The 22317-nt window shown below is 70.7% G+C and carries 20 protein-coding genes; 11 read left to right on the top strand and 9 right to left on the bottom strand.

Annotation, left to right across the window (positions count from 1 at the left end):
* Window positions 1–268: 268 nt before the first annotated feature.
* A complete protein-coding gene (ychF, locus tag ACZ5K7_RS15560) occupies window positions 269–1357 on the bottom strand; it encodes a redox-regulated ATPase YchF (RefSeq protein WP_351708679.1) in 1089 nt (362 codons plus the stop codon).
* A gap of 196 nt (window positions 1358–1553) precedes the next feature.
* Here ychF and ACZ5K7_RS15555 point away from each other — a divergent pair, with 196 nt between their 5' ends.
* On the top strand, window positions 1554–2087 hold the full coding sequence (locus ACZ5K7_RS15555) for a DUF6542 domain-containing protein (protein ID WP_468913735.1): 534 nt from the start codon (window positions 1554–1556) through the stop codon (window positions 2085–2087).
* 60 nt (window positions 2088–2147) lie between these two features.
* Here the strand turns inward: ACZ5K7_RS15555 and ppgK are convergent, their stop codons facing one another.
* Entirely contained in the window at window positions 2148–2897 is a 750-nt protein-coding gene (gene ppgK, locus ACZ5K7_RS15550) for a polyphosphate--glucose phosphotransferase (protein ID WP_351708673.1), read from the bottom strand.
* Between the two features lie 75 nt (window positions 2898–2972).
* Entirely contained in the window at window positions 2973–3986 is a 1014-nt protein-coding gene (locus ACZ5K7_RS15545) for a 4-hydroxy-3-methylbut-2-enyl diphosphate reductase (RefSeq protein WP_351708670.1), read from the bottom strand.
* Between the two features lie 399 nt (window positions 3987–4385).
* On the opposite strand from ACZ5K7_RS15545, the gene xseA reads away from it, so the two are divergent.
* The 3 genes from xseA (at window position 4386) to ACZ5K7_RS15530 (ending at window position 6616) form a co-directional block, all read left to right on the top strand.
* Window positions 4386–5594, top strand: a complete 1209-nt coding sequence (gene xseA / locus ACZ5K7_RS15540) for an exodeoxyribonuclease VII large subunit (RefSeq protein ID WP_468913731.1) — start codon at window positions 4386–4388, stop codon at window positions 5592–5594.
* 42 nt (window positions 5595–5636) lie between these two features.
* Window positions 5637–5873 carry an exodeoxyribonuclease VII small subunit gene (locus ACZ5K7_RS15535; protein ID WP_351708664.1) on the top strand — a complete coding sequence of 79 codons (237 nt, stop codon included), beginning with the start codon at window positions 5637–5639 and terminating at the stop codon, window positions 5871–5873.
* 152 nt (window positions 5874–6025) lie between these two features.
* A complete protein-coding gene (locus ACZ5K7_RS15530) occupies window positions 6026–6616 on the top strand; it encodes a malonic semialdehyde reductase (RefSeq protein ID WP_351708662.1) in 591 nt (196 codons plus the stop codon).
* 118 nt (window positions 6617–6734) lie between these two features.
* On the opposite strand, the gene ACZ5K7_RS15525 is transcribed toward ACZ5K7_RS15530, so the two are convergent.
* On the bottom strand, window positions 6735–7262 hold the full coding sequence (locus ACZ5K7_RS15525; RefSeq protein ID WP_468913728.1) for a DUF4245 domain-containing protein: 528 nt from the start codon (window positions 7260–7262) through the stop codon (window positions 6735–6737).
* Between the two features lie 125 nt (window positions 7263–7387).
* Here ACZ5K7_RS15525 and glpX point away from each other — a divergent pair, with 125 nt between their 5' ends.
* On the top strand, window positions 7388–8422 hold the full coding sequence (gene glpX / locus ACZ5K7_RS15520; RefSeq protein ID WP_351708656.1) for a class II fructose-bisphosphatase: 1035 nt from the start codon (window positions 7388–7390) through the stop codon (window positions 8420–8422).
* 161 nt (window positions 8423–8583) lie between these two features.
* Here the strand turns inward: glpX and ACZ5K7_RS15515 are convergent, their stop codons facing one another.
* Both ACZ5K7_RS15515 and ACZ5K7_RS15510 read right to left on the bottom strand, forming a co-directional pair.
* Window positions 8584–8967 (bottom strand): WhiB family transcriptional regulator, encoded by a 384-nt coding sequence (locus ACZ5K7_RS15515; RefSeq protein WP_351708653.1) that lies wholly within the window; start codon window positions 8965–8967, stop codon window positions 8584–8586.
* Window positions 8968–9120: 153 nt separating this feature from the next.
* Window positions 9121–9822 carry a DUF1707 SHOCT-like domain-containing protein gene (locus ACZ5K7_RS15510; RefSeq protein WP_468913723.1) on the bottom strand — a complete coding sequence of 234 codons (702 nt, stop codon included), beginning with the start codon at window positions 9820–9822 and terminating at the stop codon, window positions 9121–9123.
* 168 nt (window positions 9823–9990) lie between these two features.
* On the opposite strand from ACZ5K7_RS15510, the gene ACZ5K7_RS15505 reads away from it, so the two are divergent.
* Entirely contained in the window at window positions 9991–11661 is a 1671-nt protein-coding gene (locus ACZ5K7_RS15505; protein WP_468913720.1) for a fumarate hydratase, read from the top strand.
* Window positions 11662–11761: 100 nt separating this feature from the next.
* Here ACZ5K7_RS15505 and ACZ5K7_RS15500 read toward each other — a convergent pair whose 3' ends face one another.
* Entirely contained in the window at window positions 11762–12136 is a 375-nt protein-coding gene (locus tag ACZ5K7_RS15500; RefSeq protein ID WP_362569173.1) for a hypothetical protein, read from the bottom strand.
* A 216-nt stretch (window positions 12137–12352) separates the two neighbouring features.
* On the opposite strand from ACZ5K7_RS15500, the gene ACZ5K7_RS15495 reads away from it, so the two are divergent.
* From ACZ5K7_RS15495 to ACZ5K7_RS15485, 3 genes are all read left to right on the top strand, one after another.
* Complete coding sequence (locus tag ACZ5K7_RS15495; RefSeq protein WP_450972167.1) at window positions 12353–13738, top strand: class II fumarate hydratase; 1386 nt, start codon at window positions 12353–12355, stop codon at window positions 13736–13738.
* Between the two features lie 84 nt (window positions 13739–13822).
* Window positions 13823–14536, top strand: a complete 714-nt coding sequence (gene fomD / locus ACZ5K7_RS15490) for a cytidylyl-2-hydroxypropylphosphonate hydrolase (protein ID WP_351708638.1) — start codon at window positions 13823–13825, stop codon at window positions 14534–14536.
* Between the two features lie 305 nt (window positions 14537–14841).
* On the top strand, window positions 14842–16932 hold the full coding sequence (locus tag ACZ5K7_RS15485; RefSeq protein ID WP_351708635.1) for a SpoIIE family protein phosphatase: 2091 nt from the start codon (window positions 14842–14844) through the stop codon (window positions 16930–16932).
* Window positions 16933–17349: 417 nt separating this feature from the next.
* Here ACZ5K7_RS15485 and ACZ5K7_RS15480 read toward each other — a convergent pair whose 3' ends face one another.
* A complete protein-coding gene (locus ACZ5K7_RS15480; RefSeq protein WP_468913715.1) occupies window positions 17350–19761 on the bottom strand; it encodes a transglycosylase domain-containing protein in 2412 nt (803 codons plus the stop codon).
* Window positions 19762–20022: 261 nt separating this feature from the next.
* Here ACZ5K7_RS15480 and ACZ5K7_RS15475 point away from each other — a divergent pair, with 261 nt between their 5' ends.
* A complete protein-coding gene (locus ACZ5K7_RS15475; protein ID WP_351708629.1) occupies window positions 20023–20940 on the top strand; it encodes an SPFH domain-containing protein in 918 nt (305 codons plus the stop codon).
* Window positions 20937–21191, top strand: coding sequence for a type II toxin-antitoxin system antitoxin (locus tag ACZ5K7_RS15470; RefSeq protein ID WP_351708626.1), 255 nt, complete (start codon window positions 20937–20939; stop codon window positions 21189–21191). Before ACZ5K7_RS15475 ends, ACZ5K7_RS15470 begins: the two co-directional genes overlap by 4 nt.
* Window positions 21192–21370: 179 nt before the next feature.
* Here the strand turns inward: ACZ5K7_RS15470 and ACZ5K7_RS15465 are convergent, their stop codons facing one another.
* Complete coding sequence (locus tag ACZ5K7_RS15465) at window positions 21371–22303, bottom strand: NAD-dependent epimerase/dehydratase family protein (RefSeq protein ID WP_468913712.1); 933 nt, start codon at window positions 22301–22303, stop codon at window positions 21371–21373.
* Between the last annotated feature and the right edge of the window lie 14 nt (window positions 22304–22317).

The following is a 22317-nucleotide window of genomic DNA, read 5'->3' as shown; positions in this document are numbered from 1 at the left end:
CACCTCGAAGATCAGCCGGTGGCCGTTCGTCTATGCAGGCATCACCCCGACGCCGGAGCAAACCCCCGGATCAGGTCGAACCCGTACACCATCTCCTTGGACGCAACCCCCAGGTGCCGACAGGTGGTCCGATCCGGCCCTCCGAGGCAGCATTCAGCACCAATGCACCGCTGACCTTCGATGGAGCCGCAAAAGGGGCCCGCCTCGGCTTGACGGACCCCTTCTGACCTGCGTCTTTACAGGACGAAGGGTTTAGCTGAACCTTCAATTAAACATTGAAGCGGAACTCCACGACGTCCCCGTCCTGCATGACGTAGTCCTTGCCCTCCATGCGGGCCTTGCCCTTCGCGCGGGCCTCGGCCACCGAGCCGGTTTCGACCAGGTCCTCGAAGGAGATGACCTCGGCCTTGATGAAGCCCTTCTGGAAGTCCGTGTGGATCACGCCGGCCGCCTCGGGGGCGGTCGCGCCCTTCTTGATCGTCCAGGCGCGGGACTCCTTGGGGCCGGCCGTGAGGTAGGTCTGCAGGCCGAGGGTGTTGAAGCCGACACGGGCCAGCGTGGCGAGGCCGGGCTCCTCGGCGCCGACCGACTCCAGCAGCTCCAGGGCGTCCTCCTCGTCGAGTTCGGCGAGGTCCTGCTCCAGCTTGGCGTTGAGGAAGATCGCCTCGGCCGGGGCGACCAGGGCGCGCTGCTCGGCCTTGAAGGTGTCGTCGGTCAGCTCGTCCTCGTCGACGTTGAAGACGTAGAGGAAGGGCTTGGCGGTGAGGAGGTGCAGGTCGTGGAGGAGCTCGGCGCGGTCCGAGCCCTGGACGATGCCCTGGGAGAACAGCGTGTCGCCCTTCTCCAGGATCTCCTTGGCCTCCTCGACGGCCTTGACCTTGGGCGCCACGTCCTTCTTGATCCGCGACTCCTTCTGGAGGCGCGGCAGGACCTTCTCGATCGTCTGGAGGTCGGCGAGGATCAGCTCGGTGTTGATCGTCTCGATGTCGTCCTTCGGCGAGACCTTGCCGTCGACATGCACGACGTTCTCGTCCTTGAAGGCACGGATGACCTGGCAGATCGCGTCGGACTCACGGATGTTCGCGAGGAACTTGTTGCCCAGGCCCTCGCCCTCGGAGGCGCCCTTCACGATTCCCGCGATGTCGACGAAGTCGACCGTGGCCGGGATGATCCGCTGCGAGGAGAAGATCTCGGACAGCTTGGCCAGCCGGGCGTCGGGGACGCCGACCACACCCACGTTGGGCTCGATCGTGGCGAACGGGTAGTTGGCCGCCAGCACGTCGTTCTTGGTCAGGGCGTTGAACAGGGTCGACTTGCCGACATTGGGCAGGCCGACGATTCCGATCGTGAGCGACACGTTGCGACTTCCCGTAGTAAGTGGGTGAGTGAGCCGGAGGCTGCCAGTGCCGGCGGGCCGGCCGATCCACCAGTTTACGGGGTTCGGAGCCCCTGGCCGGTGGCCGCGTCGAACACCTGGACAAGCTCCGCTCTTCGGCTTGGTTTCGGCGTGTCTGGGCTGCGACTTGGCACATTAACCGACCTAAGTTGGTCCGGTGGAGCATCACAGGACCCGTCCCCGACAGCACGGACAGCGCCGTGGCGCCCCCCGCGGGCCCCTGCCGCCGCAGGCCGGACGACGGCCGGTGACGGCCGAGCGCCGGCCGGCCCCGGGAAGGTCCGGTACGGCGGCGGCCGGCGCCCGGCAGCCGCCGGGCCCACGGCTCACCGGCCTCGGCGGCGGCCTGTTCTGCGGGGCCGCGATGTTCCTGCTGGGCTTCCTGGACGCCCTGCTGTTCGGGGCGTCCCTGACGGTGTACGGCGTCCTGTCCCTGCCGGTGTGCGCGATGACCGCGCTGTGGGTGCGCGGGAGCGATCTGCTGACCGCCCCCGTCGTCGTCCCGATCGCCTTCGCCGCCGGCCTGCTGACCGTCGCCGACGACGGCGGCGGCGGGTTCCTGGGCGGTGTGATGGGCCTGGTGACGGCCCTGTCCACGCAGGCCGGCTGGCTCTACGGCGGCACGCTGGTCGCCGGGGTGATCGTCATCGTCCGCCGGATCCGGCTGATCCGGAGCCGGCGCGGAGGCTGACCCCCCGGCCGCCCCCGGCCGCCCCCGGCCGCCCCCGCCGCCGCCCCCGGCCGCCCGCGGCTACTTGGCGTGGTGCGCCGCGCGCATCGCCGCGCCCACGATCCCCGCGTTGTTCTGCAGCTGCGCCGGCACGATCTCGGCCCTGATGCCCTCGATGAGGTGCAGGAACTTGTCGGCCTTGCGGCTCACCCCGCCGCCGATGATGAACAGCTCCGGGGTGAACAGCATCTCGACATGGGCGAGGTACTTGGTGACCCGGTGCGCCCAGTGCTCCCAGCTGAGGTCGTTGTCCTCCTTGGCCTTGCTGGAGGCCTTCTTCTCGGCGTCGTGGCCGTCCAGCTCCAGGTGGCCCAGCTCGGTGTTGGGAACCAGCTCGCCGTCGGTGAACAGGGCGCTGCCGATGCCGGTGCCGAAGGTGAGCAGGATGACCACGCCCTTGCGGTCCCGGCCGGCGCCGAACTGCATCTCGGCCACGCCGGCCGCGTCCGCGTCGTTGACCACGGTCACCGGCAGGCCGCCGAGCCGGTCGCTGAACAGCGTGCGCGCGTCGGTGTCGATCCAGCTCTTGTCGACGTTCGCCGCCGTACGGATATGTGTGCCGTCACTGATCACTCCGGGGAAGGTGAGCCCGACCGGGCCGGTCCACCCGAAGTGGTCGATGACCTGCTTGACCCCGTCGGCGACGCTGTCGGGCGTCGCCGGATGCGGGGTGAGCACCTTGCAGCGCTCCTGGGCCAGGTCGCCCTTGTCCAGGTCCACAGGAGCGCCCTTGATCCCGGAACCACCGATGTCCACGCCGAAGATCTGCATGGCTCCACGCTACGTCGTACGACTGACAGTCACGACGCCGGACCGCCGCCGGTCACACCGTCGTACGAGCGCCGTTCACGCCTCGGTGCCGCTGCCGCCGCGCTCGGCGACCAGGGCGGCCGCCTCTTCGCGCAGGTCACGGCGGAGTTCCTTGGGCAGCGAGAAGGTGATGGACTCCTCGGCCGCCTTGACGATCTCCACGTCACCGTAGCCGCGCTCGGAGAGCCACGCCAGGACCTCCTCGACCAGCACCTCCGGGACGGAGGCGCCGGAGGTGACGCCGACGGTCGTGACGCCCTCCAGCCATGCCTCGTCGATCTCGGCGGCGAAGTCGACCAGGTAGGCGGCGCGGGAGCCGGCCAGCTTGGCGACCTCCACGAGCCGCTTGGAGTTGGAGGAGTTGCGGGAGCCGACCACGATGACCAGCTCGGCCTCGGCGCCCATCTGCTTCACGGCGAGCTGACGGTTCTGGGTGGCGTAGCAGATGTCGTCGCTCGGCGGCGAGATCAGCTGCGGGAACTTCTCCTTCAGCGCGTCGACCGTCTCCATGGTCTCGTCGACGGAGAGCGTGGTCTGGGAGAGCCAGACGACCTTGGACTCGTCGCGGACCTCGACCTTGGCCACGTCCGCCGGGCCGTCGACGAGCTGGATGTGGTCGGGGGCCTCGCCGGAGGTGCCGATGACCTCCTCGTGGCCCTCGTGGCCGATCAGGAGGATGTCGTAGTCCTCGCCCGCGAAGCGGACGGCTTCCTTGTGGACCTTGGTGACGAGCGGGCAGGTCGCGTCGATGGAGGCGAGGCGGCCGCGCTGGGCCTCCTCGTGGACGACGGGGGCGACGCCGTGCGCGGAGAACATCACGATGTTCCCCGGCGGGACCTCCTCGGTCCGCTCGACGAAGATCGCGCCCTTCTTCTCCAGGGTCTGCACGACGTACTTGTTGTGGACGATCTCGTGCCGGACATAGATCGGGGCCCCGTACTGTTCCAGGGCCTTCTCGACGGCGATCACGGCGCGGTCCACACCCGCGCAGTAGCCACGGGGGGCGGCGAGCAGGACACGGCGGCCAGGCGAAGCAGTCATGCCCCCCATCGTAAGGCCGCGTTCGGGGGGCCGAAGATCGCGTCCCGGTGACGATCCCGGGGAGACCGACGGAAGTCCGGGAGCGGTCTGCGACATCCGGCGGGGCCGGTGTTCGCCCTCGCCCGCCACGGCGCGCAGCGGGGGCTGGGGTCGCCGTCCTCGCCGCACACGAGCGTGGTGAGCTGGTTGGCGGGGCGGCGGGCGGGGCGGGGCGGTCAGCTGTGGCGGCATCCGGTGGTGCCGGTGGCGGGGGCGGGGCGGCGGTCACCGTCGCGGTGATCGTGGCGCGGTGCCGGCGGCGGCGCGGGTGGTGGGGCGGTATGGGTGACGGTGGGGGTGGCGGTGCCGGCCGCGCAGGGGCGGGCCGCGTGACGAAGGCTTGTCGGTAGGCGCCGTTACGCTCGGCGCATGGCTTTGAACACGTCTGTCGAAGCGCCTGTGCCTGTCGGCGAGGTTTCCCGGTTGATCGGTGGGTGGATCGACCGGCTCGGCGCCGTGTGGGTCGAGGGGCAGATCACCCAGCTCTCCCGGCGGCCGGGGGCGGGTGTGGTGTTTCTGACGCTGCGGGATCCGTCGTACGACATCTCGATCGGCGTCACCTGCTACCGGCAGGTGTTCGACGCCGTCGCCGACGTCGTCGGTGAGGGCGCCCGGGTCGTCGTCCACGCGAAGCCGGAGTGGTACGCGCCGCGGGGGCAGCTGTCGTTGCGGGCGGCCGAGATAAGGCCGGTCGGGGTCGGGGAGCTGCTGGCGCGGCTGGAGGCGCTCAAGAAGGCGCTGGCCGCGGAGGGGCTGTTCGCCGCCGAGCGGAAGAAACCGCTGCCGTTCCTGCCGCAGCTGATCGGGCTGGTGTGCGGGCGGGCCTCGGCCGCCGAGCGGGATGTCCTGGAGAACGCCCGGCACCGGTGGCCGGCGGTGCGCTTCGAGGTCCGGAACGTGCCGGTGCAGGGCGTGCACGCCGTGCCGCAGGTCGTGCAGGCCGTGAAGGAGCTCGACGCGCTCCAGGACGTCGACGTGATCATCGTGGCTCGCGGTGGTGGCAGCGTGGAGGATCTGCTGCCGTTCTCCGACGAGCAGTTGGTACGGGCCGTCGCCGAGTGCCGTACGCCCGTCGTGTCCGCGATCGGGCACGAGCCCGACAACCCGCTGCTCGACTTCGTCGCCGACCTGCGCGCCTCCACCCCCACCGACGCCGCCAAGAAGGTCGTACCGGATGTCGGCGAGGAGCTGGACCGGGTGCGGATGCTGCGGGACCGGGCCCGGCGGTGCCTGGACGGGCTGGTGGCGCGGGAGGAGCGGGGGCTGGCGCATGCGCTGGCGCGGCCCGTCATGGAGGATCCGCACCGGATGGTCGACGAGCGGGCCGATCACGTCGCCTCGCTGGTGGACCGGTCGCGGCGCACCCTCGGGCATCTGCTCGACCGTGCCGACTCCGAGCTGACGCACACGCACGCACGCGTGGTGGCGCTCTCCCCCGCCGCCACGCTGAAGCGCGGTTACGCCGTGCTGCAGAAGGACGACGGCCAGGTGGTGCGGGGCAGCGCGGAGGTCGAGCCGGGCGAGGCGCTGCGGGCGCGGGTCGCCGAGGGGGAGTTCACGGTGCGGGTGGACGGCTGAGATGCCGCACGGGTCGTACGAGTCGATGAGGAAGGTGGACGCATGAGCGGCAGGACGGAAGAGACGCTCTCCTACGAGCAGGCGCGCGACGAGTTGATCGAGGTCGTGCGGCGGCTGGAGGCCGGCGGGACGAGCCTTGAGGAGTCCCTCGCGCTCTGGGAGCGCGGCGAGGAGCTGGCCCGGGTGTGCCGGCGGTGGCTGGAGGGGGCGCGGGCCCGGCTGGACGCGGCGCTGGCCGAGGAGGAAGAGGGCACGGAGGGGGACGCGGAGGGGGAGTGAGCGGGGCGGTGGGAACGGGCGGAGCCTGTGAGGCGGATCACTCGACCCCGGCCTTGTTGAAGGTTGAACCTTCTCGGCGTATGGTCGTGCCGTCAGCCTATCCGGACCGCGGTCCGGATTCGACGGATCGCGATCCCCAGGAAGTTCGAAACATGTCTCTTGTTCTTGACCCCGCCGCCCAGGACCTCCTGTTCCGCGAGGCCCGCACCGCCAACACCTTCACCGACGAGCACGTGTCCGACGAGCAGGTCCAGGCCATCTACGACCTGGTCAAGTACGGCCCGACCTCCATGAACCAGTCGCCCCTCCGAGTGGTCCTGGTCCGCTCCCCCGAGGCCCGCGAGCGCCTGGTGCAGCACATGGCCGAGGGCAACCAGAAGAAGACCGCCGCCGCCCCGCTGGTCGCGATCCTCGCCGCGGACAACGAGTTCCACGAGGAGCTGCCGCAGCTCTTCCCGCACTTCCCGCAGGCCAAGGACGCCGTCTTCGGCGACCGCGCGGTGCGCGAGGGCAGCGCCGCCCTGAACGCCGCCCTCCAGGCCGCGTACTTCATCATCGGCGTCCGCGCGGCCGGCCTCGCCGCCGGCCCGATGGGCGGTTACGACGCCGCGGGCATCCAGAAGGAGTTCCTGGACGACGACCACACCCCGGTGATGGTCGTCAACATCGGCAAGCCGGGCCCGGACGCCTGGTTCCCGCGCTCCCCGCGCCTGGCGTACGACGACGTCGTCACGACCGTCTGAGCCACCCCGCACACGTGAGAGGCCCCCGGCAACGGCGCCGGGGGCCTCTCACGTCGGAACAGGGGGCCCAGGACGGGCGGGTCCGGACGGGCGGGTCTGGACGGGCAGGACGGGCTGGTCAGGACATCTTCAGCGCCGCGGCCATCTTCGTCAGCTGGGTCAACGAGGCCGTCCCGGCCACCACCGTCGTGGAGCCGGGGGTGTTCTCCAGCACCAGCGCGTCGTAGCGGCCGCCGGTGTAGTGCGTCCAGGTGCGGTCGCCGATCTTCTCGGTCTTCTTCGTGGCCGACGCGCCCTGGCTCGCGTCGGTGATGAAGTCCGTGACGGGCTTCTGAGTCGACTGCTCGATCTGGACGTACTGACCGTCGGGGGTCTGGTAGCCGAGGTGCCAGCGGTCGCCTGCCTCGCCCTGGAAGCGGACCGAGGTGGCCTTCCAGGCACTGGGCAGGCCCTCCGGCGCGGCCACCGGGTAGGTCGCCGCGCGCCGAGCCGTCAGCAGCTCGACCCGGTAGTCGACCCGCTGGATGTCGGGAGCGTGATCGTCGTGCGGGACGAGGAGATAGATGAAGCCCGCCGCGAGGCCGATCAGGGCCAGGGAGAGAATCATGTCCCGGACCGTCTTCTGCTTGCCGTTCGTGCCTGCCACGTCCCCTATCGTCGCAGGTGCCCGCCGCGCTCATCCGTGGGGTCCCCTGCTCATTTTGTCGGCCTGGGGATAGAGTCGAGAGGAACCCTCATCCGGCCGTCGTCGTATCAGAAAGGTGCGCTCCGATGACCGAGCATCATCACTTGCCGTCCGAACTCGATGTCCCCTCCGAGGCCCCCGACCGCAACCTCGCCCTGGAACTCGTCCGGGTGACCGAAGCCGCCGCGATGGCCGCCGGTCGCTGGGTGGGCCGCGGCGACAAGAACGGCGCCGACGGCGCCGCGGTCCGCGCCATGCGCACCCTCGTCTCCACCGTGTCGATGAACGGCGTGGTCGTCATCGGGGAGGGCGAGAAGGACGAGGCCCCGATGCTCTTCAACGGGGAGCGCATCGGTGACGGCACCGGACCCGAGGTCGACATCGCCGTCGACCCGATCGACGGGACCACGCTGACCGCGAAGGGCATGCCCAACGCGATCGCCGTGCTGGCCGCGGCCGAGCGCGGTGCCATGTTCGACCCGTCCGCCGTCTTCTACATGGACAAACTGGTCACGGGCCCGGAGGCGGCGGACTTCGTCGACATCAACGCGCCGGTCTCCGTCAACATCCGCCGGGTCGCCAAGGCGAAGCGGGCCACTCCCGAGGACGTGACCGTCGTCATCCTCGACCGGCCGCGGCACGAAGGGATCATCCAGGAGATCCGCGAGGCCGGCGCCCGCATCAAGCTCATCTCCGACGGTGACGTCGCCGGCTCGATCTACGCGCTGCGCGAGGGCACCGGCGTCGACATGCTGCTCGGCATCGGCGGTACGCCCGAGGGCATCATCTCGGCGTGCGCCGTGAGGTGCCTGGGCGGGACCATCCAGGGCAAGCTGTGGCCCAAGGACGACGAGGAGCGCCAGCGGGCCATCGACGCGGGGCACGACCTAGACCGGGTGCTGACCACCGAGGACCTGGTGACCGGGGAGAACGTGTTCTTCGTCGCCACCGGGATCACCGACGGCGAGCTGCTGCGCGGTGTGCGGTACCGGTCGGAGACCGCGCTGACCGAGTCGATCGTGATGCGGTCGAAGTCGGGGACGGTGCGGCGGATCGACTCCGAGCACCGGCTGCGCAAGCTGCGGGCGTACAGCACGGTGGATTTCGACAGGCCGAAGTAACGCGGTCGGGGGGGCTGCCGACCGTACGCCCCTACAGGTGCGTTGTGGCTGGTCGCGCCCGCGCGGCGGAGCCGCATATCGGCACAGCCCCGCGCCCCTGACGGGACGTCGAGCCCACCGCGTTCAAAAGGCGCCCTCTGTGCGGAGAGGGCGCCTTTTCCCTAGCCTGCCTGCGCTATGCGGTTCGCCGCTGCCGCCCCCGCCGCCTTTTTCAGTTCCATGTCGCGGCGCCTGCGGCGGGCGAGGACCACGCGGCGTTCCGCTGCGGTGAGACCGCCCCAGACGCCGTACGGCTCGGGCTGGAGCAGCGCGTGTTCGCGGCACTCGACCATCACCGGACAGCGGGCACAGACCCGCTTGGCCGCCTCCTCCCGGGACAGCCGGGCGGCGGTTGGTTCCTTGGAGGGTGCGAAGAACAGGCCTGCCTCGTCGCGCCGGCACACCGCCTCGGTGTGCCAGGGTGCGTCTTGGTCCCTGTCCCGCACTGGCACCCGCTGGGCCGGAACGGCAGCTACCTGCAGGGACGAATGCGGCGGTTGCAGCACGGGTCTACTCCTGACGACGGCTTCGCGAGCGAGAGACGATGCAGCAAGGCCTACCCGCTGTGCGCGGGCCTATGCACAGCGTCCTCAACAGCCGTGGCGCGGCGGCTTGTTCACGACCACAGGCGCCGCCCGTCGAGCAGCGATTCGCGTCCGTCAACGGTCCAGGTGTTTGCGCAACTTCCTGTCGACCTTGTCCTGAACCCGGTCCAGGATGTCCTCGATGAACTTCCCGCGCTTCGGCCGCGCCTCCACATTGCCGAGCACGGCCCACCCCTCGACGTAGACGACCGGCGCGTCCGAGTCGACCGAATCCAGTGTGTCCGCCTCGAAGTTGCCCAGCACACCGCCGCCGGTGCCGCGCAGCGAGACGTTCTCCGGGACGCGGATCTGGACATCGCCGAAGACCGAGAACGCCCTGATGACGACCTGCTGGTACTCGAAGATCGCCTCGGTGAGGTCGAGCTCGATGGAGCCGAAGACCGCGTACGCGTGCAGCCGGCGGCCCGCCCGCCAGCGGCCCCGGCGGCGGGCGCTGCTGAAGACGGCCACCACGTTGCCGTCCGGCTCGACGGGGATCGCGCCGGGCGTCGGCCGGGGCGGGACCGGCGTGTAGGCCGACGCGGCCGGGCCGGCGTGGGCCGCCGGCAGGTCCCGTATGAAGACCTCCAACTCGCCCACCGTCTTGGCACTCAGCACGCCTTCCACGCGCTCGGCGTGCTCGTCGGCGGTCAGGCGCCCCTCCGCGAGGGCCTCTCGCAGGATGTCGGCGATGCGGTCACGGTCGGCGTCCGAGGCGCGCAGCTCGGCGACCGGCGTTCCGGCGCGCTCCTGAGGGGTCTGCTTCTGAAGGTCCACGGCAGCAGAGTACCGAAACGCGATAGATCGCGACTAGGGGTGTGGACAACCTCGGCGTGTCGAACTGAGCCTTACCTCACAAGCCCCGTGTCAGAGCCAGGTCCTACGCTGGAGAGCGCTCGCCGGCGTCGGCGGGCGGCCGTCCGCCAGAGTGAGGAATGGGCTGAGATGCCTGAGTTCGCGTACACCGATCTGCTCCCCCAGGGCGAGGACACCACCCCGTACCGGCTGGTGACCTCGGAGGGTGTGTCCACCGTCGAGGGGCCGGACGGGCGGACGTTTCTCAAGGTGGAGCCGGGGGCGCTGCGCAAGCTGGCCGAAGAGGCGATCCACGACATCCAGCACTACCTGCGGCCCGCCCACCTCGCCCAGCTCCGGCGGATCATCGACGACCCGGAGGCGTCGGCCAACGACAAGTTCGTCGCGCTCGACCTGCTGAAGAACGCGAACATCGCGGCGGCCGGCGTGCTGCCCATGTGCCAGGACACCGGCACGGCGATCGTCATGGGCAAGCGCGGGCAGAACGTGCTGACCGAGGGCGGCGACGAGGCGGCGCTGAGCCACGGCATCTACGACGCCTATCTGAACCTCAACCTGCGGTACTCGCAGATGGCTCCGCTCACCATGTGGGAGGAGAAGAACACCGGGTCGAACCTGCCCGCCCAGATCGAGCTGTACGCGACCGACGGCGGCGCCTACAAGTTCCTCTTCATGGCCAAGGGCGGCGGCTCGGCCAACAAGTCGTTCCTCTACCAGGAGACGAAGGCCGTCCTCAACGAGGCCTCCATGATGAAGTTCCTGGAGGAGAAGATCCGCTCGCTCGGCACGGCCGCCTGCCCGCCGTACCACCTGGCGATCGTCGTCGGCGGCACGAGCGCCGAGTACGCGCTGAAGACCGCGAAGTACGCCTCCGCGCACTACCTGGACGAGATCCCGGCGGAGGGCTCGGAGCTCGGCCACGGCTTCCGGGACAAGGACCTGGAGCAGAAGGTCTTCGAGCTGACGCAGAAGATCGGGATCGGCGCGCAGTTCGGCGGCAAGTACTTCTGCCATGACGTGCGCGTGGTCCGGCTGCCCCGGCACGGTGCGTCCTGCCCGGTCGCCATCGCGGTCTCCTGCTCCGCGGACCGGCAGGCCGTCGCGAAGATCACCGCCGAGGGCGTCTTCCTGGAGCAGCTGGAGACCGACCCGGCCCGCTTCCTCCCGGAGACGACGGACGAGCACCTGGACGAGTCCTCCGACGTGGTGAAGATCGACCTGAACCAGCCGATGGACACGATCCTCGCCGAGCTGACCAAGTACCCGGTCAAGACGCGGCTCTCCCTCACCGGCCCGCTCGTCGTCGCCCGTGACATCGCACATGCGAAGATCAAGGAGCGGCTCGACGCGGGCGAGGAGATGCCGCAGTACCTGAAGGACCACCCGGTGTACTACGCCGGTCCGGCGAAGACCCCCGAGGGCTACGCCTCCGGTTCCTTCGGTCCTACGACGGCCGGCCGCATGGACTCCTACGTGGAGCAGTTCCAGGCCGCGGGCGGCTCCAAGGTGATGCTCGCCAAGGGCAACCGCAGCAAGCAGGTCACCGACGCGTGCGACAGCCACGGCGGTTTCTACCTCGGCTCCATCGGCGGCCCGGCCGCGCGGCTCGCCCAGGACTGCATCAAGAAGGTCGAGGTCGTCGAGTACGAGGAGCTCGGCATGGAGGCCGTCTGGAAGATCGAGGTCGAGGACTTCCCGGCGTTCATCGTCGTCGACGACAAGGGCAACGACTTCTTCCAGGACCCGGCCCCGCAGCCGACGTTCACCTCGATTCCGGTTCGGGGTCCCGGGCTCGCGTAGTGCCTTTCGGGGCGGCCGGGGTGGGCCCACGGCGGAGCCGCTGATGGATTCAGCGCCCCCGCCCCCCGTACCGTCCCAGGGGCTGCCGCGGCCGGACCGGTCAGTGGGGCATGCAGCCGAACCAGTTCAGCCGGTCGCCGTCCTTGGTGTAGCCCATGCACCTGATGGTCGTGTCGTGCTCCGTCTCGGTCCGCTCGACCGGTCCGTTCAGATACTCCGTCTTGTGGTGGGGCTCCACGAGGGTGTCGACCTCGACGCGGTACCAGCGCTGGTCACCGGACGGCACGCTGCAGCCGCGGCCGGACACGTTGCGGCTGGGATCGCCACTCCATACCGGCCGTTCGGCGCGGTCGCAGTGGGCGCGGTGGGCGCGGCCGGACGCGTCCGCGGTGCCGGCTCCCGTACCCAGCAGGGTCGCCGCGCCTATGGACACCGCCGCGATGGCGCCGAGCAGACCCTTGGGAGTGAAGTTCATCGATCGGTCCTCCTGCCAGCCGTGGTGAGGGCGGGGAATCGCCCGTCACCTTGGGCAGATAGTCACATTTATCCCTGATGTCCGTCCTGGCGGCAGCGGACGCGGTCCCCCGACCCGGTGACGTCGGTGGTGCCAATGCAGCAGGCCGAGGTCTCCCAGTGCCCCGTACGGCCCGCGGTCCGGAACAACCGCGGCGCCCCGATCGCTGACACCGGTATGAGCGACTACCGCATCGAACACGACTCCATGGGCGAGGTCCGCGTCCCCGTCCACGCCAAGTGGCGGGCCCAGACGCAGCGGGCCGTCGAGAACTTCCCGGTCTCCGGGCAGCGGATCGAGCGCGCGCACATCGAGGCGCTGGCCCGGATCAAGGGCGCGGCGGCCAGGGTCAACGCCGAGCTGGGGGTGGTCGACAAGGACATGGCGCAGGCGATCCAGGAGGCGGCCGGGGAGGTCGCCGAGGGGAAGTGGGACGACCAGTTCCCGGTGGACGTGTTCCAGACGGGGTCGGGGACCTCGTCGAACATGAACACCAACGAGGTCATCGCGACGCTGGCGACCGAGCGGCTCGGGCGGGAAGTGCATCCGAACGACCACGTGAACGCCTCGCAGTCGTCGAACGACGTGTTTCCGTCGTCCATCCACATCGCCGCCACCGCCGCCGTCACGCGGGACCTGATCCCGGCCCTGGAGCATCTCGCGGCGTCACTGGAGCGCAAGTCCGACGAGTTCGCCGATGTGGTGAAGTCCGGGCGGACGCATCTGATGGACGCCACTCCGGTGACCCTGGGGCAGGAGTTCGGCGGGTACGCGGCGCAGGTGCGGTACGGCGTGGAGCGGTTGCGGGCCTCGCTGCCCCGGCTGGCCGAGCTGCCGCTCGGGGGGACGGCGGTGGGCACCGGGATCAACACCCCGCCCGGGTTCTCGGCCGCGGTGATCGAGGAGGTCGCGCGGGTCACCGGGCTGCCGTTCACCGAGGCGCGCGACCACTTCGAGGCGCAGGGCGCGCGGGACGGGATCGTGGAGACCAGCGGGCAGCTGCGGACGGTCGCGGTCGGTCTGACGAAGATCGCCAACGATCTGCGGTGGATGGCCTCGGGGCCGCGGACCGGGCTCGCCGAGATCGCGCTGCCGGATCTGCAGCCGGGGTCCTCGATCATGCCGGGGAAGGTCAACCCGGTGATCCCGGAGGCCGTGCTGATGGTGTCCGCGCAGGTCATCGGGAACGACCAGACGATCGCCGTGGCCGGCGCGGCCGGGAACTTCGAGCTGAACGTGATGCTTCCGGTCATCGGCAAGAACGTGCTCGAGTCCGTCCGGCTGCTCGCCAACGTCTCGCGGCTGCTCGCCGACCGGACCGTGGACGGGATCACCGCCAACCGGGAGCGGGCCCGGGAGTACGCCGAGTCGTCGCCGTCCGTGGTGACGCCGCTCAACAAGTACATCGGGTACGAGGAGGCCGCCAAGGTGGCCAAGAAGGCGCTGGCGGAACGTAAGACGATCCGCCAGGTCGTCATCGAGGGCGGGTACGTCGAGAAGGGGGATCTGACCGTCGAGCAGCTGGACGAGGCGCTGGATGTCCTGCGGATGACACGACCGTAACCGCGTGCGAACGTTTCGCGCCGCCCGGCCAGAACCGTGACGTCCGCCGCAGCGTCGTATGCCTACGGCACCTAATATCTGTGCATGGCAGACGGTGGAGCGGTGAGACGCGTGATGCGCGGGGAAACGGGCGGTGCGACCGGTGACGGGGCCGGGTTCTGGGCTCCGGGGAGCCAGATCCTGTGGCGGTACCGGGAGAACGCCGGGGACGGTTTCCACATCGCGCGCCCCGTCACCGTCGTCCGGGACGACGAGGAACTGCTCGCCGTCTGGCTGGCCCCCGGCACCGAGTGCGTCAGGCCCGTGCTCGCCGACGGCTCGTCGGTCGGTGAAGAACCGCTGGAGTCCCGCTACACCAAGCCCCGGTCGGTCACGCACGGCCACTGGCGCGGCACCGGGGTGCTGAAGCTGGCCCGGCCGGGTCAGCCCTGGTCGGTGTGGCTGTTCTGGGATCCGGGCTGGCAGTTCAAGAACTGGTACGTCAATCTTGAGCAGCCGCTGGTCCGTTGGGGCGGTGGAGTGGACTCGGAGGATCACTTCCTGGACATCTCCGTGCACCCGGACCGGAGTTGGCACTGGCTCGACGAGGACGAGTTCGCCCAGGCCCAGCGGGACGGCCTGATGGACCCGGAGACGGCCGAACGGGTGCGGGCCGCGGGTCTGGCCGCGCTGGCCGCCGTACGGGCCTGGGGACCGCCGTTCTCGGACGGCTGGCAGCACTGGCGCCCGGACCCGTCCTGGGCGGTACCGTCGCTGCCGGATGACTGGGACCGTACGCCCGCGCACGTGTCCACATGAGACCCTTGATGCGCCCCCGGTGCACAACCGTAGGATCGTCCTCCGCAAGGGCGCGCTGAGCACAACTCCCGGAGTGCGATCCGGGCTTGACCGAACGTCACCGAGGGGCGGCAGGACGTGAGCGAGGGGTACGAGGGCAGCACCGGCGAGCGGGGCGCGGGCCGCAGATCGTTCGTCGGCGGCACAGGAACAGCCTCCAGCCACGCCGGAATTCCGTTCCTGGGACACGTAATCCGGGTATCGGAGTTTCGGCGGGACCACCTGCGCGCCCGGCGCGCAGCCCCGGACGGACGGATTCGACACGCGTGACGGAGCACCCCACCTCCTACGAGCGCCCACAGCCGGGCGCCGACCCCGCGCAGGCCCGCGGGGCGCTCCTGCGTACCCCGCAACCGCAGCCGCAGCCGCAGGCACAGCCCCGTCCGCTCGGCGCCACCGCCTTACCGGCGCAGGCCCGCGCGGGCGAGACGCCCTCCGGCCCCGGTACCAGCACGTCCAAGGAGCACTCCGTCAACGGCCCCGAGCACGCCCAGCCCACCAGCGCTGAGCCCGATCCACACCGGCCGCGCCCCACCCCGGAGGGCATTCCGCCGCAGCCCGGCGCCGAGCAGGAGCGGGTGGCGGGCGCGGGCTCCCAGGAGCGCCGTACCGGACGCGGGCTGCCGCCCGGCCGGCCGATGCCGATGCGGCGGGACGGTGACCGGCTGCGCTTCGTGGGCGCCGCGACCCGGCGGATCGCCCGGGGCATCGACCTGGACGAGATCGTGATGGGGCTGTGCCGGGCGACCGTGCCGACCTTCTCGGACGCGATCCTGGTCTATCTGCGCGACCCGCTGCCGGTCGGTGACGAGCGGCCCGTCGGCCCGGTGGTGCTGCGGCTGCGCCGCACCGACCGGATCCCGGAGGAGCGGGACACCGACGGCTTCCCGCCACTGCCCGTCCCGGAGCCGGAACCGGCCGACATCGGCCTGGCCGCGCTCACCGCGGAGCTGTGCGAGGTACGGCCGGGCGGTGCCCTCAACGAGGTGCTGCGGGGTGTACGACCTGTTTTCGCCGACTCCCCCGCCGCGCGCGCCGCGCTGCCGGAACTCCTCGGCGAGAGCGCCGAGTCCCTCGTGCCCGGCGGACAGCACGCGATCCTCGCCCCGCTGCGCGGCCGGCGCCGGGTGATCGGGGCGGCCGTGTTCCTGCGCCGCCCGGAGCGGCTCGCCTTCGAGGCGGACGACCTGCTGGTCGCCGCCCAGCTGGCCACGCACAGCGCGCTCGGCATCGACAAGGCGGTGCTGTACGGCCGGGAGGCCTACATCGCCGACGAGTTGCAGCGGACCATGCTGCCGGAGCACCTGCCGAGCGCCACGGGTGTGCGGCTGGCCTCGCGCTATCTGCCGGCCGCGGAGACCGCGCGGGTGGGCGGCGACTGGTACGACGCGATTCCGCTGCCGGGCAGCCGGGTGGCGCTGGTCGTGGGCGACGTCATGGGGCACTCGATGACCTCGGCCGCCATCATGGGTCAGCTGCGGACCACCGCGCAGACGCTGGCGGGGCTGGACCTGCCGCCGCAGGAGGTCCTGCACCATCTCGACGAGCAGGCGCAGCGGCTGGGCAGCGACCGGATGGCGACCTGCCTGTACGCGGTCTACGACCCGGTGTCGCACCGCATCACCATCGCCAACGCGGGCCATCCGCCGCCGGTGCTGCTGCATCTGGGCGGGCGGGCCGAGGTGCTGCGGGTGCCGCCGGGGGCGCCGATCGGGGTCGGCGGGGTCGACTTCGAGGCGGTCGAGCTGGACGCGCCCGCCGGGGCGACCCTGCTTCTGTACACCGACGGGCTGGTGGAGTCCCGGCTGCGGGACGTGTGGACCGGGATAGAGCAGCTGCGGGAGAAGCTCGCCGCGACCGCGCAGCTGACCGGGCCGGATCATCCGCCGCCGCTCGAAGCACTGTGCGACGAGGTGCTCGACATGCTCGGGCCGGGCGACCGGGACGACGACATCGCGCTGCTCGCGGCCCGGTTCGACGGGATCGCGCCGAGCGATGTGGCGTACTGGTTCCTGGAGCCGGAGGACGCGGCGCCGGGGCGGGCCCGGCGGCTGGCCCGGCGGGCGTTGGCGCGCTGGGGGCTTGAGGAACTGACCGACTCCGTCGAGCTGCTGGTCAGCGAGGTCGTGACGAACGCGGTGCGGTACGCGTCGCGGCCGGTCACGTTGCGGTTGCTGCGGACCGATGTGCTGCGGTGCGAAGTCGGCGACGACGTGCCGCAGTTGCCGCGGCTGCGGCAGGCCCGGGCGACGGACGAGGGCGGCCGGGGGCTGTACCTCGTCAACAGACTGGCCAGACGGTGGGGAGCGACCCGGCTGAGCACCGGCAAGGTCGTCTGGTTCGAGCTGAACCGATAGGCCCGTAGGGCCAGGGACCGGTGAGTCACCGCGGGCCCGGCGGGGGCTTGCCGCGCAGTTCCCCGCGCCCCTGAGGGGGCGCCGCTGCCGCGGCTGGTCGCGCCCACGCGGCAGAGCCGCACGTCGAATACAGCCCCACGCCCCCGAGAGGGCGCCCCTGCCGAAGCTGATCGCGCCCACGCGGCAGAGCCGCACGCCGAATACAGCCCCACGCCCCCGAGAGGGCGCCCCTGTCGGAGCTGGTCGCGCCCACGCGGCAGAGCCGCATATCGGATACCGCCCCACGCCCCTGAGGGGGCGCCGCTGCCGCGGCTGGTCGCGCCCACGCGGCGGAGCCGCATGTCGGATACCGCCTCGCGCCCCTGAGGGGCGCGGGGAACTGCGCGACCGGCCACGGCGTGCGCGGCGCCCGGATGACTACTGGAAGCCGTCCGCCGGGTCCAGCGGGTCGTCCGTGATGCCTCCCGTCGGGGTCTGGCTCGGCGTCTGCGACGGCGTCTGGGACGGCGTCGCGGACTTCGTCGGGGTCTCGCTCGGCGTCTGCGACGGCGTCTGGGACGGCGTCGCGGACTTCGTCGGGGTCTCGCTCGGCGTCTCGGACGGCGTCTCGGACGGCGTCGCGGACTTCGTCGGCGTCTCCGTGGGCTGGACGGCCGCGCCCAGGTCGGTGTTCAGGTCGAACTTCTGCTTCTTCGTGACCCCGAAGGTGTAAGCCGCCCAGATCTGCGCCGGGTAACCGCCACCGTTGATGCGGCCGGTGCCGGGGATGAGGCCCGTGGCGCCGGTCAGCGAGACCTGGTTGTGGGTCTTGGCGTCCTCGCCGAACAGTCCGACCGACGTCACCAGGTCGGGCGTGAAGCCCGTGAACCAGGCCGACTTGTTGCTGTCGGACGTACCCGTCTTGCCGGCCACCTGCTGGCCCTTGCGCAGCGGGTTCTGGGCCACGGAGACCTTCGCCGTACCGTCGTCGACCACGCCGGTCAGGACCGAGGTCACCTGGTCGGCCGCACTGCGGCTGATCACCTGCTCGCCGATCGGGTCCGGCGGGTCGACCTTGCGGCCGGTCTTCTCCGCCGACGCGAGGATGCTCGGGGTGACCTTCTGGCCGTGGTTGTCGAGGGTGGCGTACACCCCGGCCATCTCCAGCGGGCTCGCGCCCATGCTGCCCAGGGTCTGCGCGGGCACCGCCGGCAGGTTCGTGGTGTCCAGACCGAGGTCGTCGGCGACCTTCATCACGTTCTTCATGCCGACGTCCACACCCATCTGCGCGAACACCGAGTTGACGGACTTGTTCATCGCCGTCTGCACGGTGATGTTGCCGTAGTCGGCGTCGTCCTCGTTCGGCGGTGAGAAGGCGATGTCGCTGCCCTTGACCGCGCGGCGGCTGGTGCCGTCGTAGATCGTGTTGGCGTTGATCTCCTTGCCGTCCTGCGTCTTGGCGTTCTGGTCCAGCGCGGCGGCGAGGATGATCGGCTTGAAGGTGGACGCCGGCTGGTAGTCGGCCCGGGTGGCGTTGTCGGTGTAGTGCTTGTAGTAGTCGACGCCGCCGTAGAGGGCGAGGATCTTGCCGGTCTTGGGGTCGACGGAGACGCCGCCGGCCTGGACGTTCTTGTCGACCTTGCGCTTCTTGCCGTCGAGCTTGCTGGTGAGCTGGCTCTTGACGGCCGCCTCCAGCTTGGCCTGCTTCTTCGGGTCGATGTTCAGGGTGATCGTCCAGCCCTGGTCCACGACCTGGGCCTCCGCCTGGGACCGGGTGACGCCCTGCGACTTCATCAGCTGGTTCTCCAGCTGGGTGTTGGCCAGTTCGACGAGGTAGCCCTTCTGGCCCTCCAGACCGGAGGCGGCCTTGGGCGCCTTGGGGATGGGGAACTTCAGGGTGTCGCGCTTGGACTTGTCCAGCCAGCCCTGGCCGACCATGTTGTCCAGGACGTAGTTCCAGCGCTGCTTCACCAGCTTCTTGCCGATGGGGCCCGCCACCGCCCAGTCGTACTGGCTGGGCGCCTGGAGCAGCGCGGCCAGATACGCGCCCTGCTGGACCGAGAGCTTCTCGGCGTCGACGTGGTAGTAGGCCTGGGCGGCGGCCTGGATGCCGTAGGCGCCGCGGCCGTAGTAGCTGGTGTTGATGTAGCCCGCGAGGATGTCGTCCTTCGACTTCTCGCGGTCCACCTTCAGCGAGATGACCAGTTCCTTCAGCTTGCGCGTGACGGTCTGGTTCTGGTCGAGGTAGTAGTTCTTGACGTACTGCTGGGTGATGGTCGACCCGCCCTGGGTGCCGCGGCCCCGCGCCGTGTTGTAGAGGCCGCGGGCCATGCCCCTGAGGTCGATGCCGTTGTCGGTGTAGAAGGTCTTGTTCTCCGCCGCGACGAAGGTGTGCTGGACCTCCTTCGGGACCTTGGAGAGGTCCACGATCTCGCGGTTGACGGTGCCCTTGCGGGCCAGGACCGAGCCGTCGCTGTACTTGTAGACGTTGCTCTGCGTCTGCGCGAGCGCGTTGCCCTCGGGCACGCTCACCATCATGTACAGCGCGATGAAGGCGCCGATGCCCAGCAGACACACGGTGAAGAAGGCGCCGAGCATCTTCTTCCAGGTGAACAGCGCGCGTATCCGGCCCTTGGCGGCCTTGCCGTTCTTGCCGTTCTTGGCCGCCTTCCCCTTCCCGGCGGCGGCCTTGCGGCGCTCCGCGCGGGTGCCGCCCTCGGCCTGCGGTGGCTGGACCGCCGTCGCGGTGCCGCCCGGGGCCTCGGGCGCGGGTTGCGGCGACGAGCGGGGCCCGGGCGCGGCGCGGCGGCCGCCGCGCTGTCGCGCTTTTCTCTCTTCCGCTCGTCCCATGAGTCCGTCTGCTCCGCTTCGTCTCGGCTATCACACGTGTGTACGGGTGTCACACAAGTACGTGGCTCAGGTCAGCTCAGAAAACTAACACCGCTCTCTATGACAAAGAGCAGACGATCCACCCCATACGGACGTGACAATCAGCACCCCGCCCCAACGGAACCGACGAGCGGGGAGGACAGAGGGTTGCCTCCGCACGATAAAGTGATATCACTTAGATAGAAGTAAGATAGTTCGCAGTCAGTCAATCAAGGGGGAACCATGTCCGTCCACGACTCCTCGGCGACCGCCGACGTACCCGAGATGCCGGCCCCGCGCGTGCGGGAGTTCACGGCGCACAGCATCGGCGGCGGACTCGCCCTGCTGCTGGGCCTGGTGGGGCTCCTGGCCGCCGTCGCGCTGTTCGTGGCCGGCTCGGTGAACCCGGGCTTCGCCCTCGGGGGCGTGGTCGTCTTCCTCGCCTCCGTCATCGCGATGCGCGGCCTCAACACCGTGGCACCGGGCGAGGCACGGGTCGTCCAGCTCTTCGGGCGGTACCGGGGCACGATCCGGCAGGACGGTCTGCGCTGGGTCAACCCCTTCACCTCGCGGACGAGGATCTCCACCCGGGTCCGCAACCACGAGACCGCCGTCCTCAAGGTCAACGACGCCTACGGCAACCCGATCGAGCTCGCCGCGGTCGTGGTGTGGAAGGTCCAGGACACCGCGCAGGCCGTCTTCGAGGTCGACGACTACACGGAGTTCGTCGCCACGCAGACCGAGACGGCCGTACGGCACATCGCCATCGAGTACCCGTACGACGCCCACGACGAGGACGGGCTCTCGCTGCGCGGCAACGCCGAGGAGATCACCGAGAAGCTGGCCGTCGAGCTCCAGGCGCGGGTGGAGGCGGCCGGAGTGCGGGTCGTGGAGTCGCGGTTCACGCATCTCGCGTACGCTCCCGAGATCGCCTCGGCAATGCTCCAGCGGCAGCAGGCCGGTGCGGTGGTGGCCGCGCGGCGGCAGATCGTCGACGGGGCGGTGGGCATGGTGGAGGCGGCGCTCGCGCGGATCGCCGAGCAGGGCATCGTGGAACTGGACGAGGAGCGCAAGGCGGCGATGGTGTCCAACCTGATGGTGGTGCTGTGCGGGGACCGGGCGCCGCAGCCGGTGCTCAACACCGGGACGCTGTACCAGTGACGGACTCGCCCGACGGGACGCCACGGCGCCGGCCGCAGCAGCGCAAGCAGGTGCTGCTGCGGCTGGACCCGTCCGTGTACGAGGCGCTGGCGCGCTGGGCCGGGGACGAGTTGCGGTCGGCCAACGCGCAGATCGAGTTCCTGCTGCGGCGCGCCCTTGCGGAAGCCGGCCGGCTCCCCGGCGAGACGGGCCCCCTCCCCCGCCGCGGCCGCCCCCCTGGGGGCTCCGCCCCCAGACCCCCATCGGCCTGAACGGCCTCGCCCTCGACCGCTGGACGGTCCGGCCGCTGGAGGGACGGACGGACTTACACCCTCAGACCGAGAAGAACGAGGGCCAACCGGACCGACCTCCGACCGCAAACCCGGCAGGCAGGGGGCGCAACCTCACGGGCTCCCCGGCCGGGCTCATGCCAGCTCCTCCCCGGCCGGGCTCATGCCAGCTCCGCCCTGAAGCCCTGCCGCCAGGACGGATACCGCAGTTCCCAGCCCAGCTCCCGCTTGGCCTTGGCGTTGGAGAAGCCGCGACCCTTGGTCATGATCACCACCGCCTGTTCGCCGGCCAGCAGCCGGGCCAGCCAGACCGGCACCCGCAGCGGCCGCCTGGCCCCGGCGCACTCGGCGAGGTGAGGCAGCCACTCGGCGGCCGGCGCCGGTTCGTCGTCGACGATGTTGAACACGCCCCGCGCCTTCTGCTCGACCGCCAGCACGGTGGCGCTCGCCGCGTCGTCGAGGTGGATCCAGCTGCTGTGCCCTTCGGCACGGCCGACCAGGGGGTACTGGCGCTTGCGGACCAGGGTCACCTGGTCGTCGATGGCTCCGGGGCCGTAGAAGGCGCCGTACCGCAGGGCCGCGCCGCCCGCTCCGAGGACCGCTTCCTCCAGGTGACGCAGGGCCAGCATCCCCTGGTGCGCGGGCGTCCCGGCCATCAGGTCCAGCGGGTCCTCCTCCGTCTTCACCCAGCCGCCCTCGCGGATGCCGTTCCAGCTGGCGTGGCTCTGCGCGACGACATGGGGGACGCCGACCGCATCGGCGGCGGCCAGCAGATGGTCCGTTCCCTCGGTGCGCAGCCGGTTGGTGAGGGCGAACCAGCGGTCCGGATGCCTGATGTCGGGCTTGCCCGCGTGCGCAGGGGAGATCGCCGTCAGCTGGTGCACGATCACCTCCGGGCGGGCCTCGGCCACCGCCGCCCCGACCGACAGCGCGTCGAGGGCGTCCATCACCACCCCCTCGGCCCCCAGCCGCTTCAGCAGATCCAGCCGGGCCGCGCTGGTGGTCGTGGCCGTCACCCGATGCCCCCGCGCCACCAGTTGCGGCACCAGCCGCCGTCCCAGAACACCGCTGCCGCCCGCCACGAAGACCCGCATGGCCATCACCTTCC

It is taken from the genome of Streptomyces sp. NPDC031497 (genome assembly GCF_055580905.1).
This window is presented reverse-complemented; position numbering and strand designations above follow the sequence as displayed.

Excerpts from the sequence above, each read along its gene's own strand:
- ACZ5K7_RS15465 (WP_468913712.1), bottom strand. The coding sequence starts at position 22,303 with ATGCGGGTCTTCGTGGCGGGCGGCAGCGGTGTTCTGGGACGGCGGCTG.
- ACZ5K7_RS15505 (WP_468913720.1), top strand. The coding sequence starts at position 9,991 with ATGCCTGAGTTCGCGTACACCGATCTGCTCCCCCAGGGCGAGGACACC.
- ACZ5K7_RS15530 (WP_351708662.1), top strand. The coding sequence starts at position 6,026 with ATGTCTCTTGTTCTTGACCCCGCCGCCCAGGACCTCCTGTTCCGCGAG.
- fomD (WP_351708638.1), top strand. The coding sequence starts at position 13,823 with ATGGCAGACGGTGGAGCGGTGAGACGCGTGATGCGCGGGGAAACGGGC.
- ppgK (WP_351708673.1), bottom strand. The coding sequence starts at position 2,897 with ATGCAGATCTTCGGCGTGGACATCGGTGGTTCCGGGATCAAGGGCGCT.
- xseA (WP_468913731.1), top strand. The coding sequence starts at position 4,386 with ATGGCTTTGAACACGTCTGTCGAAGCGCCTGTGCCTGTCGGCGAGGTT.
- ACZ5K7_RS15545 (WP_351708670.1), bottom strand. The coding sequence starts at position 3,986 with ATGGGGGGCATGACTGCTTCGCCTGGCCGCCGTGTCCTGCTCGCCGCC.
- ACZ5K7_RS15495 (WP_450972167.1), top strand. The coding sequence starts at position 12,353 with ATGAGCGACTACCGCATCGAACACGACTCCATGGGCGAGGTCCGCGTC.
- ACZ5K7_RS15535 (WP_351708664.1), top strand. The coding sequence starts at position 5,637 with ATGAGCGGCAGGACGGAAGAGACGCTCTCCTACGAGCAGGCGCGCGAC.
- glpX (WP_351708656.1), top strand. The coding sequence starts at position 7,388 with ATGACCGAGCATCATCACTTGCCGTCCGAACTCGATGTCCCCTCCGAG.
- ACZ5K7_RS15500 (WP_362569173.1), bottom strand. The coding sequence starts at position 12,136 with ATGAACTTCACTCCCAAGGGTCTGCTCGGCGCCATCGCGGCGGTGTCC.
- ACZ5K7_RS15480 (WP_468913715.1), bottom strand. The coding sequence starts at position 19,761 with ATGGGACGAGCGGAAGAGAGAAAAGCGCGACAGCGCGGCGGCCGCCGC.
- ACZ5K7_RS15475 (WP_351708629.1), top strand. The coding sequence starts at position 20,023 with ATGTCCGTCCACGACTCCTCGGCGACCGCCGACGTACCCGAGATGCCG.